Raw genomic sequence first — 16,682 nt, forward strand, 5'->3', positions numbered from 1 at the left:
GCTATTACCAGTTATGGCGACCAAAACCGCTTGTGATCGGATAGCGACGATCTTTACCAAAATTACGACTGGTAATACGCGGTCCTACCGGTGCTTGACGACGCTTATATTCATTAATATCGACTAATTTTACCACTTTACGAACAATGGCTTCATCAAATCCAGCCGCAACCAAGTCAGAAACAGATTTATCTTGCTCAACATAGCCTTCAAGAAGAGCATCTAAAATATCATAAGGTGGCAGATTATCTTGATCTGTTTGTCCTGGTGCTAATTCTGCTGAAGGGGGCCTATCAATCACACGTTGTGGAATAGCGGGTGAAAGAGTATTACGATATTTAGCCAGTTCAAACACCAGTGTTTTAGGAACATCTTTTAAAACATCAAAGCCCCCCGCCATATCACCATATAAGGTCGAGTAGCCTACGGCAGATTCACTTTTATTACTCGTGGTGAGCACTAACCGACGACGTTTATTGGACATCGCCATTAAAATAACCGCACGACAACGCGCTTGTAGATTTTCTTCTGTAGTATCGACAGCGCTACCTTTAAACATAGGCGAAAGTTGATCCATAAAAGCATCAAACATCGGCTCAATAGAGACAGTATCAAACTCAACACCTAATAAATCAGCTTGCTCTTTCGCATCGTGAATACTCATTTCTGAGGTATAGCGAAATGGCATCATTACCGCTTGAACGCTCTCTTTACCTAACGCATCAACGGCAATTGCAACTGTTAAGCCTGAGTCGATGCCCCCTGATAATCCTAATATAGCGCCTTTAAAACCATTTTTTGTCACATAATCACGCGTTGCCAGCACTAGTGCTTGATAAACTTGCGCTAAAGGAGAAAGCTCTGGTGCCGCATCTTGCATCGGTACGATAGTTAACTCATCAAACTCCACCACGGCCACTTGCTCATCAAAAGCCGCTAAACGATGGGTGATTGTTCCTCGTTCATCAAAGACTTTAGAACATCCATCAAAAACCAATTCATCCTGACCACCAATTTGGTTGAGATACACCACAGGCAGATGCGTTCTTTGGCAATGTTCTTTAATTAATTGGGTACGAATATGCGGCTTTTCACGACTATAAGGTGAAGCATTAATAGAAAGAACCAGATCAGCACCCGCTTGTTTTAGTGCATCAATAGGCTCGTTGATCCAAATATCTTCACAAATTAATAATCCTAAATGATAGCCTTTAAAAGGCACAACACAACGTTCATTTCCTTGTTGGAAATAACGTTTTTCATCAAATACACCATAATTAGGTAGCTGTTGTTTGAAGTAACGCGCCTGTAACTCACCTTGATAGAAAAATGACAGTGCATTATAAATAGTGCCGTTTTGCCACCAAGGATGCCCAACCACAATGGCCGTTTTCTTACTTGCTTGTTCTAAACGAACCAGTTGCTCTTCACAACGTTGTTGGAAATCAGGGCGAAATAGTAGATCTTCAGGAGAGTAACCGCATAACGCAAGCTCAGAAAACAAAACCAGATCGGCATCTTCTTGCGCTTTTACGGTGGCTAACATGCGTTCACAGTTGCCTTCAATATCGCCAACAACCCAGTTTAACTGAGCAAGTGCGAGTTTTAATTTACGACTCATAAAAATTAGTCTCTCCAGCTATCTTTGCTATCTAAAGAAAGCAAGTTTAAAAAAATTTTTGTTATCTACAAAGATCATTCTTTGAAATCATTGGCATCAAGTCCATGACGTGACAACAATTTATAAAATTCTGTTCGATTTCGCCCTGCCATCCTTGCAGCCTGAGTGACATTGCCCTTTGTCATCTGCAATAACTTCCTTAAATAGGTCATCTCAAAATGGCCTCTTGCTTCAGCAAAAGTAGGTAATGCGGTATTTTCCCCTTGCAATGCTTGTGTGACAAGGGCTTCGCTAATCACAGGTGCAGTCGTTAAAGCGACACATTGCTCGATGACGTTAACTAACTGACGCACATTTCCCGGCCAACTTGCTGTCATTAGACATTTCATCGCATCCGTTGAGAAGCTACGCACAAAAGGTTTATGCCGTTTTGCTGATTCGCGCAATAAATGGTTAGCAAGAACAGGAATATCCTCGGCTCTTTCGCTCAACGTGGGGATACGTAAATTGACCACATTTAAACGATAGTATAAATCTTCTCGAAATTCATTACGCTCCATCGCTTTTGGCAAGTCACGATGGGTTGCAGAAAGAATACGCACATCAATATCAATATCACGATTACTGCCTAATGGCCGCACTTTACGCTCTTGTAATACACGCAGTAATTTCACTTGCAATGCCATTGGCATATCACCAATTTCATCCAAAAATAGAGTGCCCCCTTCTGCCGCTTGGAAAAGCCCTTCACGACTACTTACCGCGCCAGTAAAAGCACCTTTAGCATGCCCAAATAGTTCAGATTCTAATAATTGTTCAGGTAAAGCACCGCAGTTAATAGCAATAAAGGGTTTTTTAGCTCGTGGGCTGGCGCGGTGGATTGCTTGAGCAAGGACTTCTTTACCTGTACCGCTTTGCCCATTAATCAGTACGCTAACATCGGATTGTGCAACTAACTTGGCTTGCTCTAATAAACGTAACATTTGGGGGCTACGGGTCACGATATCTTTTGACCACTCTTCATCAGATACCGTCGTCACTAATTCTAATGCTTCATCGATGGCTTTATAAAGCGCATCTCTATCAACAGGTTTAGTCAAGAAACTAAACACCCCCTGTTGAGTTGCCGCGACAGCATCAGGAATGGAGCCATGTGCAGTTAAAATAATCACAGGCATACCGGGTTGTTGGCGCTGTATTTCTGCAAATAACGCCATACCATCCATTTCATCCATACGTAAATCGCTGATCACCAGATCGATTTTTTCTTTTAATAATAGTTTAAGTGCTTCTTGCCCACTTTCAGCGGTAACGATATGAAACCCTTCACTTGTTAATCGCATACCCAGTAGCTTTAATAATCCCGGATCATCATCGACAAGTAAAAGATTCGCTGATTTATGGCCAGCCATGCACATTCTCCTTATTTAGATCCTGTTTCAGTAGGTTTAACCGTTGCGCTATTCTCTTTTTCTGTCGAGGTATTTTTCGCATCAGGTTTTACTTGTTCTGCTTTTGGTGGTTCAGGTTTAACTGCTGATACCGAAGGTTGTGAAACCTCATTATTTTCTTTGGTTATCGATTGCTCACTTGCCGTTGACGTATTAGATTGCTCCGCTATCGGTTTATCGGCTGGTTTTTCTGCATTACTCGCATCTGAAGATTGAACATCAGACAGCGCTTCTTCTTGAGAAATAGCATCCACAGAAGCCCCTTGTTTTCGGCTCGATAATTGACGTTCAATTTGTGTGAGGCTTTCGAGTTTTTTACGTGTGGTATTTAACTCATGCTCTAATGCATTATTTTGTTTTTTCAGTAAATCCATTTTATTTTCCGTTTCTGTAACAAAACGGCGATTACGATTTTTCTCATCAGCGAGAGCAAGCGTAATCGTTTGATTCTCAATCCAAGTAGATAATAGAACACGCATAGAGCTTGGAAATTGCAATTGATAGCTTTCTAATAAAACCAGCTGAGCACGACGTTCAGCAACCGTCATTCCCGCTCTCTCTAATAAAATACTTTTATAAAAGGCGCCATCCCATCCGGCAACGATAACACTACTGGCTTGACGTTGTGCTTCTGTAGACATAATACGCTGTGTGCACTCAATGGTACGTAACCAAAATAGCGGATTATTGAGCCCTTCATGATAAAAAGCAGCTAAAGTTTTACATTCTGCCCAACGATAATCGATAGTTTTTTGTTTAACAACGGGGGTTTCAGGCTCAATATTAGCAGTTTCGGTCAGCGATTTTTGTGCACATCCAGCAAGAAACATAGGCAACATAATCCAACACAGATACTGTTTCCAGTGTGAAGCGATCCTCTTAATTGATGCAGGGGCCATAGATAATTGCTCATTAGCCAGTGTCTTTCGCTTTAATTTTTTATACTGATGAAAAGACACCTGTTTTTGTGACCTGATATGCATTATTTATTCTCAGAAAGTAGCGGTAGTTCAATACGAAAACAGACATCAGCATAGTCAGAATGAACAATATTTAACTCGCCATCCATTCTTTTGATACAGTCATGAGCAATACTTAACCCCAAACCACTCCCTTTTACAGCCCCTTTACGTAATAGAGAACCTTGAAAAAAGGGCTCAAAAATCATTTTTTGTTCTGATTCAGGGATCGGAGTGCCTTTATTGGCTATATCAATAACTATTTTCTGTTCAATTTGATAACTAGAGATCCAGATATTACCCGATTCAGCGCCATAGTGCACCGCATTCGAGTAGAGATTATCAATAACTCTTGATAATAACGTCGTTTCTGCTCGACATTTTTTCAGATCAAGTGAAATTATCGTCTTAATGCCTTTCGCTCGGGCGGGTAAACTATGCGCTAACACCACATCATTCACTAATGTGGTTAAATCAACTTCCTCAATTTGCTGAGGTACTTCGGAAAGTTTACGATTATAATCAAGTAGTTGCTCAATTAATAATTGAAGTTGTTTACTACTATTATCAAGAATAGCTACGACTTCTTTTTGATCTAAGGTTAAAGGCCCTGCTACTTCATCCGCTAATAATTCTGTTCCTTCGCGCATACTGGCTAACGGTGTTTTTAACTCATGAGAAATATGACGTAAAAACTCATGGCGTTGCGATTCTAGCCATGCAAGACGTTCACTTAACCAAATAATACGTTGAGCTAAAGAGCGTAATTCACGTGGCCCCTGAAACGAATTCAAGTTATTATTTAATGTACGCCCTTCCCCCAATCGGTTAATCATTTTTTCTATACCTTTAACCGGACCGATGATCATACGGGTAAATAAGGCAATTAAAATCAGGCTAAAAACAAAAACAATTAAACTTTGCCAACCAAAATAACGCCCTTTTTCAGCAATAGCCATTTGTAGTTGCTCGCCACGACTAAAAATAATCTCTTTGGTTAACACGACAATGCGGTTATTGGCATAAGAAAATTGCTCTAATGCTTGTTGCATTTGAGAAGTGGGTTCACTATTTTTGCATTGAATTGATTTGAGCGTTTTCAAAGAAGTATTCAAGGCTTGTGCTTCTTTAGACTCAGAAAGAGGGATGATGGTCTGCTGCAAGGTAGAGAACATTTTGCTGTATTGTTGATAACGCTGTTGATACATTTCTTCATCAGTTTTATCACGCAATACACAATATCGTCGATAATTTCCTTCCATTTCAATAGCTAAATTACGCATCACCTCACTACGCTCGGTATCCGCTAACGCATTTTTATTGGTAATAGCGGCTTGGTTACTAAGCTGATCCAAACTTTGATAAGCCTGATAGGCAAGGACGAGAAGCGGTAACAGCACCATCCAAAATGCCATGATAACCAATTGTCTTAAAGATCGGGGAAAAATACGCCACTTTTTCAATGAAATCATCTCAACACCTATTAGAGTAATGCGATGCTACATGACTTAATAACAAGAAAAAAGTCCGACATTGAAATTCAGATAGGAAAACGAACACAAGCGAGAACACGCAACAGGCTCTAGAAATGGGAGAGCGGAATATCTTACTGAGATATTCCGCTCGTCAATATTCATCTCTTTTCTCTCTAAAAGAGAATGAAGGTGGTGCCTCACTCCACGTGTCGCCCTGTGTTTGATAAGGCCCGAAGGCGAGTATCATGATGTTGGACGGTAGGCACCTTACTCTGGCGTCATTCTTGGCTTATGTGGTATGTTCCCACCCATATTGTGGACCGACATAAAAAGTTGAATGAGCAACTGATTAATATAATGCACAAGGCGTGCCAACTTTTCGATTAAAATCATAATACATTAATTTTAAACGAAAAAGTATTTTTATCTTACTAAAATAAAAAACAGCCCCAATTTTTGATAGCGAAAAAATCAACAAGCTGTCTCCATTTCCAGACACCGTTAATTAAAAAATATTAAATTATTAAAATTCAACAAGTTAAATGTCACCTTTTGGCGACAATGAAAAAACGATGTGTCGTCGATTTTATACATTGATAATTTTTCCTTTTATATCAACAAAATAAAGCCCCTCTAACTTGAGGGGCTTTGGGGTATAACACTGACTCTTTTTTATTACATCATTAGTCAAATTGCTTTCTGGCATTACGGAATAAGCGCATCCAAGGGCTATCTTCTCCCCAATTTTCTGGATGCCAAGAATGGCTCACTGTTCTAAAAACGCGCTCAGGGTGAGGCATCATGATTGTTGAGCGGCCATCTGTTGTGGTAACAGCGGTGATCCCTTTTACTGATCCGTTAGGGTTTAATGGGTATTGCTCTGTTGGTTGACCATAGTGATCAACAAAACGCAGTCCTACTAAATTTTTTGCTTCTAACTGCGCTAATTGTGCAGCGTCACGAAATTCAGCAAAACCTTCACCATGAGATACCGCAATTGGCATCTGTGACCCCGCCATACCTTGTAATAATAGCGACGGGCTATCAGTTACTTTTACTAAGCTAAAGCGGGCTTCAAAACGCTCTGAGCGATTGCGTACAAAGCGTGGCCATAAATCTGCCCCCGGAATAAGCTCGGCCAACGTTGACATCATTTGGCAACCATTACAAACCCCAAGTGATAACGTATCTTGACGTGCAAAGAATTGGGCAAACTCATCACGTAAACGATGATTAAATAAAATAGATTTAGCCCATCCCTCACCCGCACCGAGTACATCACCATAAGAGAAACCACCACAAGCAACCAATACATCAAAATCACTTAATGAGCGTTGTGCCGTATGTAAATCGCTCATATGAACATCAATAGCATCAAATCCAGCGCGATCAAAAGCTGCTGCCATTTCCACATGAGAGTTAACACCTTGCTCTCTTAATACCGCAATACGAGGACGACTGCCTGTAGCAATATAAGGCGCCGCAATATCCTCTGCTGGATCAAAGGTTAAGTGAACATTTAATCCCGGATCGTGACTATCTTGTTTGGCACGATGTTCTTCATCTGCACATTCAGGATTATCACGTAAACGTTGCATTTGCCATGTCGTTTCAGCCCACCAGACACGTAATGTACTACGTTTTTCGTGGTAAACTTCCGTTTCACGGCTTTGAATAATAATGTCATCACTTGGTGTTGCTTGCCCTAAGTAATGTAAACAATCCGCTAAACCATGTTCAGTAAACAGTGTTTCAACGCTTTCTTGATGCTCCCCTTTAATTTGGAACACCGCACCTAGCTCTTCATTAAATAGACCGGCTAAAATATCTTCGTCATAAGCACTGATATCAACATTAAGGCCACAATGTCCCGCAAACGCCATTTCGGCCAAAGTCACAAATAAGCCACCATCAGAGCGGTCATGATAAGCCAGTAATTTACCGTCGCTCACCAATTGTTGAATGACATTAAAAAACTGTTTTAACTGCTCTACATCACGTAAATCAGCCGCTTTTTGTCCTAGCTGACGATAAACCTGAGCTAATGCTGTTGCCCCTAATGCATTATGACCATTACCTAAATCGATTAGATATAAACGGTTTCCTTCTTGGGTAGAAAGCTCAGGGGTGACAGTTTTACGTACATCTTCAACACGGGAAAATGCGGTGATAACTAAAGAGAGAGGGGAAATAACTTCTTTCGTTTTCCCTTGTTCATCTTGCCAACGCGTTTTCATTGACATTGAGTCCTTACCCACCGGAATAGTAATACCTAATTGTGGGCATAGCTCTTCACCAATGGCTTTTACTGCATCATATAATCCCGCATCTTCACCAGGGTGACCCGCCGCAGCCATCCAGTTTGCGGAAAGTTTTATACGATTAAGTGACTGTACATCGCAACCCGCCATATTGGTTAAGGCTTCACCTACCGCCATTCGCGCTGATGCGGCAAAATCTAATAGTGCAATAGGGGCTCTTTCCCCTATTGACATCGCCTCGCCGTAATAGCTATCTAATGTGGCCGTTGTTACTGCACAGTTAGCCACCGGAATTTGCCAAGGTCCAACCATTTGGTCACGCGCAACCATTCCCGTAACACTACGATCACCAATAGTAATTAAGAACGTCTTCTCAGCAACGGCGGGTAAATGAAGTACGCGATAAACCGCTTCTTTTAAATCGATATCTTTACGATCGAGATATTCACCTGCTGTTTGATGTGATGTGACATCACGCAACATTTTCGGCGCTTTACCTAACAAGATATCTAAAGGCATATCTATTGGTTTATTATCAAAATGTGTATCATTTAACACTAATTCACGCTCTTGTGTTGCCTCGCCAATGACCGCATAAGGGGCTCTTTCTCGTTGGCATAGCGCATCAAATAGTGGCATTTTTTCTGGGGATACCGCTAATACATAACGCTCTTGCGACTCATTACACCAGATCTCTAGAGGACTCATACCCGGTTCATCATTTAAAACGTTACGTAACTCAAAACGACCTCCACGCCCGCCATCATTGACAAGCTCAGGCATGGCATTAGAAAGCCCCCCCGCTCCGACATCATGAATAAATAAAATCGGGTTATCATCACCTAATTGCCAACAGCGATCGATAACCTCTTGGCAACGACGCTCCATTTCTGGGTTATCTCGTTGCACAGAGGCAAAATCTAAATCAGCATCTGACTGGCCGGAAGTCATAGAAGAAGCCGCACCACCTCCTAGGCCGATATTCATCGATGGGCCACCAAGTACAATTAACTTAGCACCCACGGAGATCTCACCTTTTTGCACGTGATCTTCGCGAATATTACCAATACCACCAGCCAACATAATAGGTTTATGGTAGCCTCGAATTTCAACACCATTATGGCTATTAACCTGCTCTTCATAGGTTCTGAAATAACCTAATAAGGCGGGGCGACCAAATTCATTATTAAATGCGGCTCCACCTAAAGGGCCTTCTGTCATAATGTCCAGTGCACTGACAATACGTTCTGGTCTGCCAAAATCTTCTTCCCAAGGTTGTTCAAACCCCGGAATACGTAAGTTAGAAACGGAAAAACCGACTAAACCCGCTTTAGGTTTTGCCCCACGGCCTGTCGCCCCTTCATCACGAATTTCGCCGCCAGAGCCAGTTGCTGCACCAGGCCACGGGGAAATTGCCGTTGGGTGATTGTGCGTTTCCACTTTCATTAAGATATGGACAGGCTCTTGATGATAACGGTAATGCCCTTTTTCCGTATCGGGATAAAAACGCCCAGCAACGGAGCCTTCCATTACAGCAGCATTATCTTTATAAGCCGACAAGACATAATCAGGAGTTTGCTCAAAAGTATTTTTAATCATTTTAAATAATGATTTGTCTTGCGCTTTACCGTCGATTATCCAATCTGCATTAAAAATTTTATGACGGCAATGCTCTGAGTTTGCTTGAGCGAACATATAAAGTTCTACATCAGTTGGATTACGTTGCAAACGTTTAAAAGCATCTACTAGATAATCAACTTCATCATCAGCTAGCGCTAACCCCATTTCAATATTGGCAGCAACTAGCGCATCTTTACCGTGAGCAAGAACATCAATTGTTTTTAATGGGGTGGGTGTCTGTTCAGCAAATAGCGCATTAACTTGTTGATAATCGCTAAAAATTGTTTCCATCATACGATCATAAATAAAACCGTATAACAACTGCCACTGTGCTTCGGCCATCGTATCGCTATCTATATAATAAGCAATACCACGTTCAATTCTAACCACTTGTGTTAAACCACAATTATGGGCAATATCTGTCGCTTTAGTCGACCATGGTGAAATGGTTCCCGGTCGTGGTACAACAATACGCATCTCTCCAACAAGCTCATGCTCTGTTAATGAAGGGCCATAGTGCAGTAACTTACTTAATTTAGCTTGTTCATCTTCAGATAGCTGTCCATCCACTTTTACAAAATGGATAAACTCCGCATAAATACCACGGACAGGAAGTTGGTTTTCCTGACATAAAGTTAATAGTTTATTAATACGAAAAGCGGATAAAGCGGGGGAGCCACGCAGGATTTCCATAATATTGAGTTCTCTCTTTTAGCAGCTAGCCTGATCAATCATTCAGGGGAAACGCGCCTAGTATAATAGAATAACTGCTCAGACGAAACCGTTTGCGTGAACAAAATAACAGCATTTAACTTAGCGTGTTTTCATCATTAATTGGTGTAATCAAGTTGCGTCTTAGCAAAATGTTGAGCAAAATGGTCGATTACTGGAAATTTATCCATGTTTAAATGACTACTTTACACACAATAAAAAACAACGTTAACGAGAACCAACCTATTGAACAATATAAGGATTAACTATTTCGTTATCGTTATCATAGCGCTATTTTCAGCCGCGATTATTGCACTGAATATTACTTGGCCTGACAGGCAAAAAGCGCAGATAAATAAGATTTTATCTCGTGGTGAGCTTAGAGTGAGTACTATCCCTTCACCACTGATAACGATAAATGATAAAAAGGACCCCGTAGGTTTCGATTATGAATTAGTAAAACGCTTTGCTGATTATCTTGGCGTGAAACTTGTCGTTAATATGCGGACGAATATCAACCAACTCTTTGATGATCTGGAGAATAATAAAGCAGACTTTATTGCCGCTGGATTAATTTATAATAAAGAAAGGCTAGATACGACACGAAGTGGGCCAGCCTATTTCTCAGTTTCTCAACAACTGATCTATCGTAAAGGCACATTGAGGCCTCGTCGTTTTGATGAGCTTAATGGGCGCCTTGTCGTCGCAGCCGGTTCAGCTCATGCCAGCTTATTAAAAACATTAAAAGAAACGCAATATCCTGAACTCGAATGGGAAGAATCAGAGACTAAAACGACTTCACAGCTACTTGAAGAGTTATCTGAAGGTAAAATAACTTATGTACTGGCCGATTCAATCAGCGTCGCGGTACAACAACGCATTCACCCTAATGTTGCAGTCGCTTTTGAGGTGACGGAAAGTCGTCCATTAACGTGGTATTTACCAAATCAAGATGATAATAGTCTGTATGCAGCCATGTTGGATTACTTCAATCAACTTTCCCAAGACGATGTGCTCGCAAGACTAGAAGAGAAGTATTTTGGTCATGTTGGTTCATTTGACTACTTTGATACACTCTCTTTTATTACCGCCATTGACTCAATATTACCTAATTATCAACCTCTGTTTGAAAAATATGCCGAGACTTTTGATTGGCGTTTATTAGCAGCAATGGCTTGGCAAGAATCACATTGGGATCCCCATGCCACGTCACCGACAGGCGTAAGAGGCTTAATGATGCTAACACGTCCAACTGCATCAAGTATGGGTATAACAGATAGGTTAGATCCCGAAGAAAGTATCAAAGGAGGTGCACAATATTTAAAACATCTTCTTTCTCGCCTACCAGATACTATCCCTGATGATGAAAAAATCTGGTTTGCACTTGCCGCTTATAACATGGGATATGGTCATATGTTAGATGCAAGAAAGCTAACCGAACAGCAAGGCGCCAATCCTAATAGCTGGTTAGATGTAAAAGCGCGGTTACCTTTGCTCAGCCAAAAGAAATACTATTTAGATCTTCCCTATGGTTATGCGAGAGGACATGAAGCTTATCGTTATGTTGAAAATATTCGTCGCTATCAACTCAGTTTAGAGGGATACCTACAAGCAAAAGAGAGTAAAAATAAGATCCTATCGAAAGACGAAAAAGACGATTCAGCCAATACTGCTTTATTACCGCCTCGCTCCGTAGGCACCCCCCCTTCATCTTAGTTGTCAATTATATAGCCTCTTTTTAGGGGCTTACTACCCTCGTTTTTTATTCATCTAACCACAATTTTAGCAGCATAATCCTCTCTATACCGTGCCATAACTTGGTATCCTCCCCCCTTGAAGGACGGGTTTTACTGCGAACTTGATAAAAAATGTTACTATTTTAATACTTTTTTTATTAAAAATAGTTAAATTACTCATGTTAAAAAAAATAACAAATTAATCTAAAACCACTCACAGAATGAGTAATTTGACTTAAAAACAACCAATAAGGCTATTTTTAGTACATTGGAATAGGTTATATATAAGAAAATATTAATATAAATACTTAATCATTATCTCACTATTTACTATTCATTTTGTTATTAATTTCTTACAAAAATCTTATTTATCTATGAAAATTAACTTTATAGTTACAAACAAAGCTTATAAATAACTGAAAAATATACTTTATTATATTTTATTATTAGTTTTATTAATTTTTTTAAAGTTATGTTAATAACAGCATAGTTTATAACGTTAATATAATGTTAATCATCATATCTATTAAATTTCTCTGCCATATAAACTTTTTTACCCGTATTAGGAGTAATAAAGAGAATATTTCTATATAAAAAACTATTAAAAAGGAATTTATAGATTAAAATATGAAAATTGTACAAACTAACAAAATCTTATATCACTGATAGTATTTTTACTGATATCATATAAACCAGTCATTATCCGACTTGATGAAAAATGTAATGTACATCAATTTTTACATTTGGACATCAATACTATTTTTATTTTTAGTCAATAATAATACGTACTACCTTCAAGGGATCATCTATAATGAAACTGAGTAAAATTGCTTTGGCTGCGGCTTTAGTATTTGGTATTAATTCTGTTGCTACAGCTGAAAATGAAACGCCTGCACCAAAAGTAAGTTCAACTAAAGGCGAAATTCAATTAAAAGGTGAAATTGTTAATTCAGCATGTGGATTAGCAGCATCTTCAAGCCCTGTAATTGTTGATTTCAGTGAAATTCCAACTTCTGCATTAGCAAATCAGCAAAAAGCAGGAAATATCAAAAAAGATATTGAATTACAAGACTGTGATACAACTGTAGCGAAAACTGCCACAGTTAGCTATACACCAAGTGTTGTTAACGCTGTAAATAAAGATTTAGCCTCTTTTGTTTCTGGTAACGCATCTGGCGCAGGTATTGGCTTAATGGATGCGGGTAGTAAAGCAGTTAAATGGAATACTGCAACTACACCAGTACAATTAATTAACGGTGTATCTAAAATCCCATTCGTTGCTTATGTTCAAGCTGAATCAGCTGACGCTAAAGTAACGCCAGGTGAATTCCAAGCCGTTATCAACTTCCAAGTTGATTATCAGTAATCATATTGATTTAAATATCTAAATTAATAAATAAGTAATTACTGCGAAAACGCAGAGGATTTCCTCTGCGTTAAATTCAATAAAACACTTCAATTTAATAAAAATGAAAAGTAATTAAATAAATATTTATTATTTAATTACTTTTTATTTAATATAATAATTAGGCGTTTATTCATGTTAATTCCTTATTCACCCCACACAATATGGAAGACCATTTGTGCGACTTTGCTATTAAGCTTGGCGTTTTTCTCACAAGCAGAGCAGGACGATTCTGTGGAATTTAACATTCATATGCTAGACGCGGAAGATCGCGATAATGTCGACCTTTCACGTTTTTCTACCTCAAATTATATCATTCCGGGTATGTACTATTTAGATATTCGTCTAAATGGTCGCGACTTTCCTCGCCAAAATATTAATTATATTGAAGTAGCAGATAATCATTCCGTGGCTTGTATCGACCCTACTCTTTTAAAAAAGTTAACAATCAACCAAGAAAACCAAAAATATATCAAACAAATATCACCAGATTGTTTTGATATTAGCCAATTACCCGGTATCTCGATTAAAAATGATGGTGGTGTACTTGATATCACGTTACCGCGCTCATTAATGAAATATGAAGAATCTGATTGGACTCCTCCGGAGCTTTGGGATAGCGGGGTCTCTGGGCTTATTTTTGATTATACACTAACAGGAACGTCAACTCGCCCTAATAAAGGCAATAATAACAATACGTTAACTGGTTATGGTCAAGCGGGATTAAACTTGGGTGAATGGCGTTTACGAGCTGAATATCAAGGCAATTATTCTTCTGAATATTCGTCTAACAATCGTTTTGATTGGAACCAAATTTATGCCTATAAGCCATTACCTGATCTCGCAGCCAAATTAACGGTTGGGGAAACTTATTTAAACTCTCAAATTTTTGATAGTTTCCGTTTTACAGGAGCCAATTTACAAAGCGATGAGAGAATGTTACCCCCTTCTCTCCAAGGCTATGCACCTGAAATTCATGGCATCGCCAATACCAATGCAAAAGTGACGGTAACCCAAAATGGACGTTTAATTTATGAGACAACCGTACCTGCTGGCCCTTTCGTGATTAACCATCTACAAAATACCGTACAGGGTCAACTCGATGTTAGAGTTGAAGAGCAAAATGGTAAGATTAACGAATTTCAAGTGCAAACCGCTAATTTGCCTTATATGACTCGCCCAGGATCTGTGCGTTTTAATACCTCACTGGGACAGTCATCCGTGAACAACCATAAAATGCAAGGCCCTCTTTTCTATCAAGGGGATTTTTCATGGGGGATGAATAATACATGGTCTCTCTATGGTGGTGCTTTACTTACCGCTAAAGATTATAACGCATGGTCTTTAGGTATCGGCCATGATATGGGGCGTTTTGGTACCCTTTCTGGTGATATTACACAGTCTTATAGCAAAACCTATGATAATGAAAAAATCAATGGGATGTCTTTTAAACTAAACTATGCAAAAACTTTTGATGAGTACCACAGTACCATTACTTTTGCAGGTTATCGTTTCTCAGAAAAAACATTTCGCTCTTTTTCTCAGTATATTGATGAGCGTTATAACGGCATCAATAATAATGGCTATGAAAAAGAAATGTACACCATTACCGGTAATAAAACTTTTTGGGCAGATGATGCAGAGAAATCGACCACCCTCTATCTCTCTTATCGCCACCAAAATTATTGGGATAAAAATACTCAAGAGCAGTATGGTGTCACAGTAAGTCGCAATTTTTCCATTATGGGGATTGAGCAAATCAATACCAACTTGTCAGCATTTCGTACCCAATATAAAGGGAATACTGACGATACGCTCTCTTTTAATATTTCACTACCATTAGGAAGTGGTCGCAATATTGGTTATAACTTGCAAGATAACAATGGCAAAGTGACACAAATGGCCTCTTATGCTGATAATCGTGATTATAATAATTTATGGCGCATAAGAGCAGGCTTAAGTTCGGATAAGAAAGCCAATACCGATGGTTATTATCAACATCGTTCTCAGTATGCAGAAATCAATGCCAATGCAAGCTATCAACAAGATAATTACTTAGCAGTGGGCGCAACGATAAAAGGCGGTTTTACTGCTACTCGTTATGGCGCTGCATTACACAGTAGCAGTATGACATCTAGCACCGCAAGAATAATGGTGGATACTGATGGTGTTGCAGGGGTGCCCTTTAATGGTCAAAGCACGACTACGAACCGCTTCGGCATTGGTGTACTAACCGACTTAACAAGTTATAACAATGTTGATGCACGTATTGACGTCGATAAGATGGATCAAGATATCGAAACGCGTAAAGCCATTGCTTCAACAACCTTAACAGAAGGTGCCATTGGTTATTACCAATTTCCGGTTCGTCAAGGTGAACGTTTAATGGCTGTCTTACAGACAACTGATAATAAATACCCTCCTTTTGGTGCAGAAGTCACCAATCAAAAAGGGGAAAGTATTGGTATGGTGATGGAAGAAGGCCTTGTTTATATTGCGGGTGTTAACCTTAATGAATCATTAAATGTAATTTGGAACGGTAAAACACAATGTTCAATTACCATTCCCGCGGAAATAACAGATCCCTTAAAACATCAATCGCTCGTTTGTCAGGATCGTTAACAAATAAAATTAATAATGAGAGATAATTAACATGAACTCATTCAGCACACTAAAAACACTATTTTGTGGCTCTTTGCTGGCACTGAGTCTAGTGAATACAACACAAGCGGGTGTTTCACTGGATAGAACTCGTATTGTATTAACGGGTAATGAAAACTCAGCCAGTGTTAATTTAAAAAATACCAGCCCTGATATTCCTTTTTTAGCGCAATCTTGGGTTGAAAATGAAAATGGGCAGAAGATCTCTTCACCCTTAGTGGCACTTCCACCGTTACAACGCCTTGATGGTGCTCAAAAAGGCGTAGTTCGCATTACAAAAACAGCTGAAGTTGGGCTATTACCTCAAGATAGAGAATCACTGTTTTATTTAAATGTGCGTGAAATTCCACCCGCACCAAAACAAGCCAACGTATTACAGATGGCGATGCAGTCACGCATTAAATTATTCTATCGCCCTAGTGCCATAGTACCTGAAAAACCGGGAATGGTTTGGCAAGATCAACTGGTGTTTAAAAAACAAGGTAATAAATTTATTGTTAATAATCCAACCCCTTATTACATCACGATTATCTCACTTTCTAATAAATTAAATGGTGAGGATAGCGATAAATTAACCACCTTCCCCGGATTAATGGTTGCGCCAAAAGCTTCACTGGATATACCAGTAAAAACCAGTAACGTTAATCAGTTTTATATGATGTATGTAAATGATTACGGTGGACACCCAGAGCTCAAATTTGTATGTCAGCAAGATAGCTGCAAAGTAGCCCCTAAAGATCAACAACCTAAATATTAATGAACTCAGATGCCGGTAGGAATAA

9 protein-coding genes are annotated in these 16,682 nt (G+C 39.4%); 4 read left to right on the forward strand and 5 right to left on the reverse strand.

Annotation, left to right across the window (positions count from 1 at the left end):
- Window positions 1-4: 4 nt before the first annotated feature.
- From HMPREF3129_RS07550 to purL, 5 genes are all read right to left on the reverse strand, one after another.
- Window positions 5-1,621, reverse strand: coding sequence for an NAD+ synthase (locus HMPREF3129_RS07550; RefSeq protein ID WP_004248444.1), 1,617 nt, complete (start codon window positions 1,619-1,621; stop codon window positions 5-7).
- Window positions 1,622-1,695: 74 nt separating this feature from the next.
- Window positions 1,696-3,033 carry a two-component system response regulator GlrR gene (glrR, locus tag HMPREF3129_RS07555; protein WP_004243867.1) on the reverse strand — a complete coding sequence of 446 codons (1,338 nt, stop codon included), beginning with the start codon at window positions 3,031-3,033 and terminating at the stop codon, window positions 1,696-1,698.
- An 11-nt stretch (window positions 3,034-3,044) separates the two neighbouring features.
- Complete coding sequence (qseG, locus tag HMPREF3129_RS07560) at window positions 3,045-3,971, reverse strand: two-component system QseEF-associated lipoprotein QseG (protein ID WP_101495015.1); 927 nt, start codon at window positions 3,969-3,971, stop codon at window positions 3,045-3,047.
- Between the two features lie 83 nt (window positions 3,972-4,054).
- On the reverse strand, window positions 4,055-5,503 hold the full coding sequence (locus tag HMPREF3129_RS07565) for a sensor histidine kinase (protein WP_004248446.1): 1,449 nt from the start codon (window positions 5,501-5,503) through the stop codon (window positions 4,055-4,057).
- Between the two features lie 686 nt (window positions 5,504-6,189).
- Window positions 6,190-10,080 carry a phosphoribosylformylglycinamidine synthase gene (gene purL / locus HMPREF3129_RS07570; protein WP_070486914.1) on the reverse strand — a complete coding sequence of 1,297 codons (3,891 nt, stop codon included), beginning with the start codon at window positions 10,078-10,080 and terminating at the stop codon, window positions 6,190-6,192.
- Window positions 10,081-10,344: 264 nt separating this feature from the next.
- Here purL and mltF point away from each other — a divergent pair, with 264 nt between their 5' ends.
- The 4 genes from mltF (at window position 10,345) to HMPREF3129_RS07590 (ending at window position 16,657) form a co-directional block, all read left to right on the forward strand.
- Window positions 10,345-11,814, forward strand: a complete 1,470-nt coding sequence (gene mltF, locus HMPREF3129_RS07575) for a membrane-bound lytic murein transglycosylase MltF (protein WP_036918717.1) — start codon at window positions 10,345-10,347, stop codon at window positions 11,812-11,814.
- 831 nt (window positions 11,815-12,645) lie between these two features.
- Window positions 12,646-13,200, forward strand: a complete 555-nt coding sequence (locus HMPREF3129_RS07580; RefSeq protein ID WP_004248449.1) for a fimbrial protein — start codon at window positions 12,646-12,648, stop codon at window positions 13,198-13,200.
- Between the two features lie 174 nt (window positions 13,201-13,374).
- Complete coding sequence (locus HMPREF3129_RS07585; RefSeq protein WP_004243876.1) at window positions 13,375-15,861, forward strand: fimbria/pilus outer membrane usher protein; 2,487 nt, start codon at window positions 13,375-13,377, stop codon at window positions 15,859-15,861.
- 31 nt (window positions 15,862-15,892) lie between these two features.
- On the forward strand, window positions 15,893-16,657 hold the full coding sequence (locus tag HMPREF3129_RS07590) for a fimbrial biogenesis chaperone (protein ID WP_004243877.1): 765 nt from the start codon (window positions 15,893-15,895) through the stop codon (window positions 16,655-16,657).
- Window positions 16,658-16,682: the final 25 nt, after the last annotated feature.

The organism is Proteus sp. HMSC14B05, assembly GCF_001808035.1.
Classification (GTDB): domain Bacteria; phylum Pseudomonadota; class Gammaproteobacteria; order Enterobacterales; family Enterobacteriaceae; genus Proteus; species Proteus mirabilis.

Coding starts and splice junctions, on each gene's coding strand:
- HMPREF3129_RS07550 (WP_004248444.1), bottom strand. CDS start 1,621: ATGAGTCGTAAATTAAAACTCGCACTTGCTCAGTTAAACTGGGTTGTT.
- glrR (WP_004243867.1), bottom strand. CDS start 3,033: ATGGCTGGCCATAAATCAGCGAATCTTTTACTTGTCGATGATGATCCG.
- qseG (WP_101495015.1), bottom strand. CDS start 3,971: ATGGCCCCTGCATCAATTAAGAGGATCGCTTCACACTGGAAACAGTAT.
- HMPREF3129_RS07565 (WP_004248446.1), bottom strand. CDS start 5,503: ATGATTTCATTGAAAAAGTGGCGTATTTTTCCCCGATCTTTAAGACAA.
- purL (WP_070486914.1), bottom strand. CDS start 10,080: ATGGAAATCCTGCGTGGCTCCCCCGCTTTATCCGCTTTTCGTATTAAT.
- HMPREF3129_RS07580 (WP_004248449.1), top strand. CDS start 12,646: ATGAAACTGAGTAAAATTGCTTTGGCTGCGGCTTTAGTATTTGGTATT.
- HMPREF3129_RS07585 (WP_004243876.1), top strand. CDS start 13,375: ATGTTAATTCCTTATTCACCCCACACAATATGGAAGACCATTTGTGCG.
- HMPREF3129_RS07590 (WP_004243877.1), top strand. CDS start 15,893: ATGAACTCATTCAGCACACTAAAAACACTATTTTGTGGCTCTTTGCTG.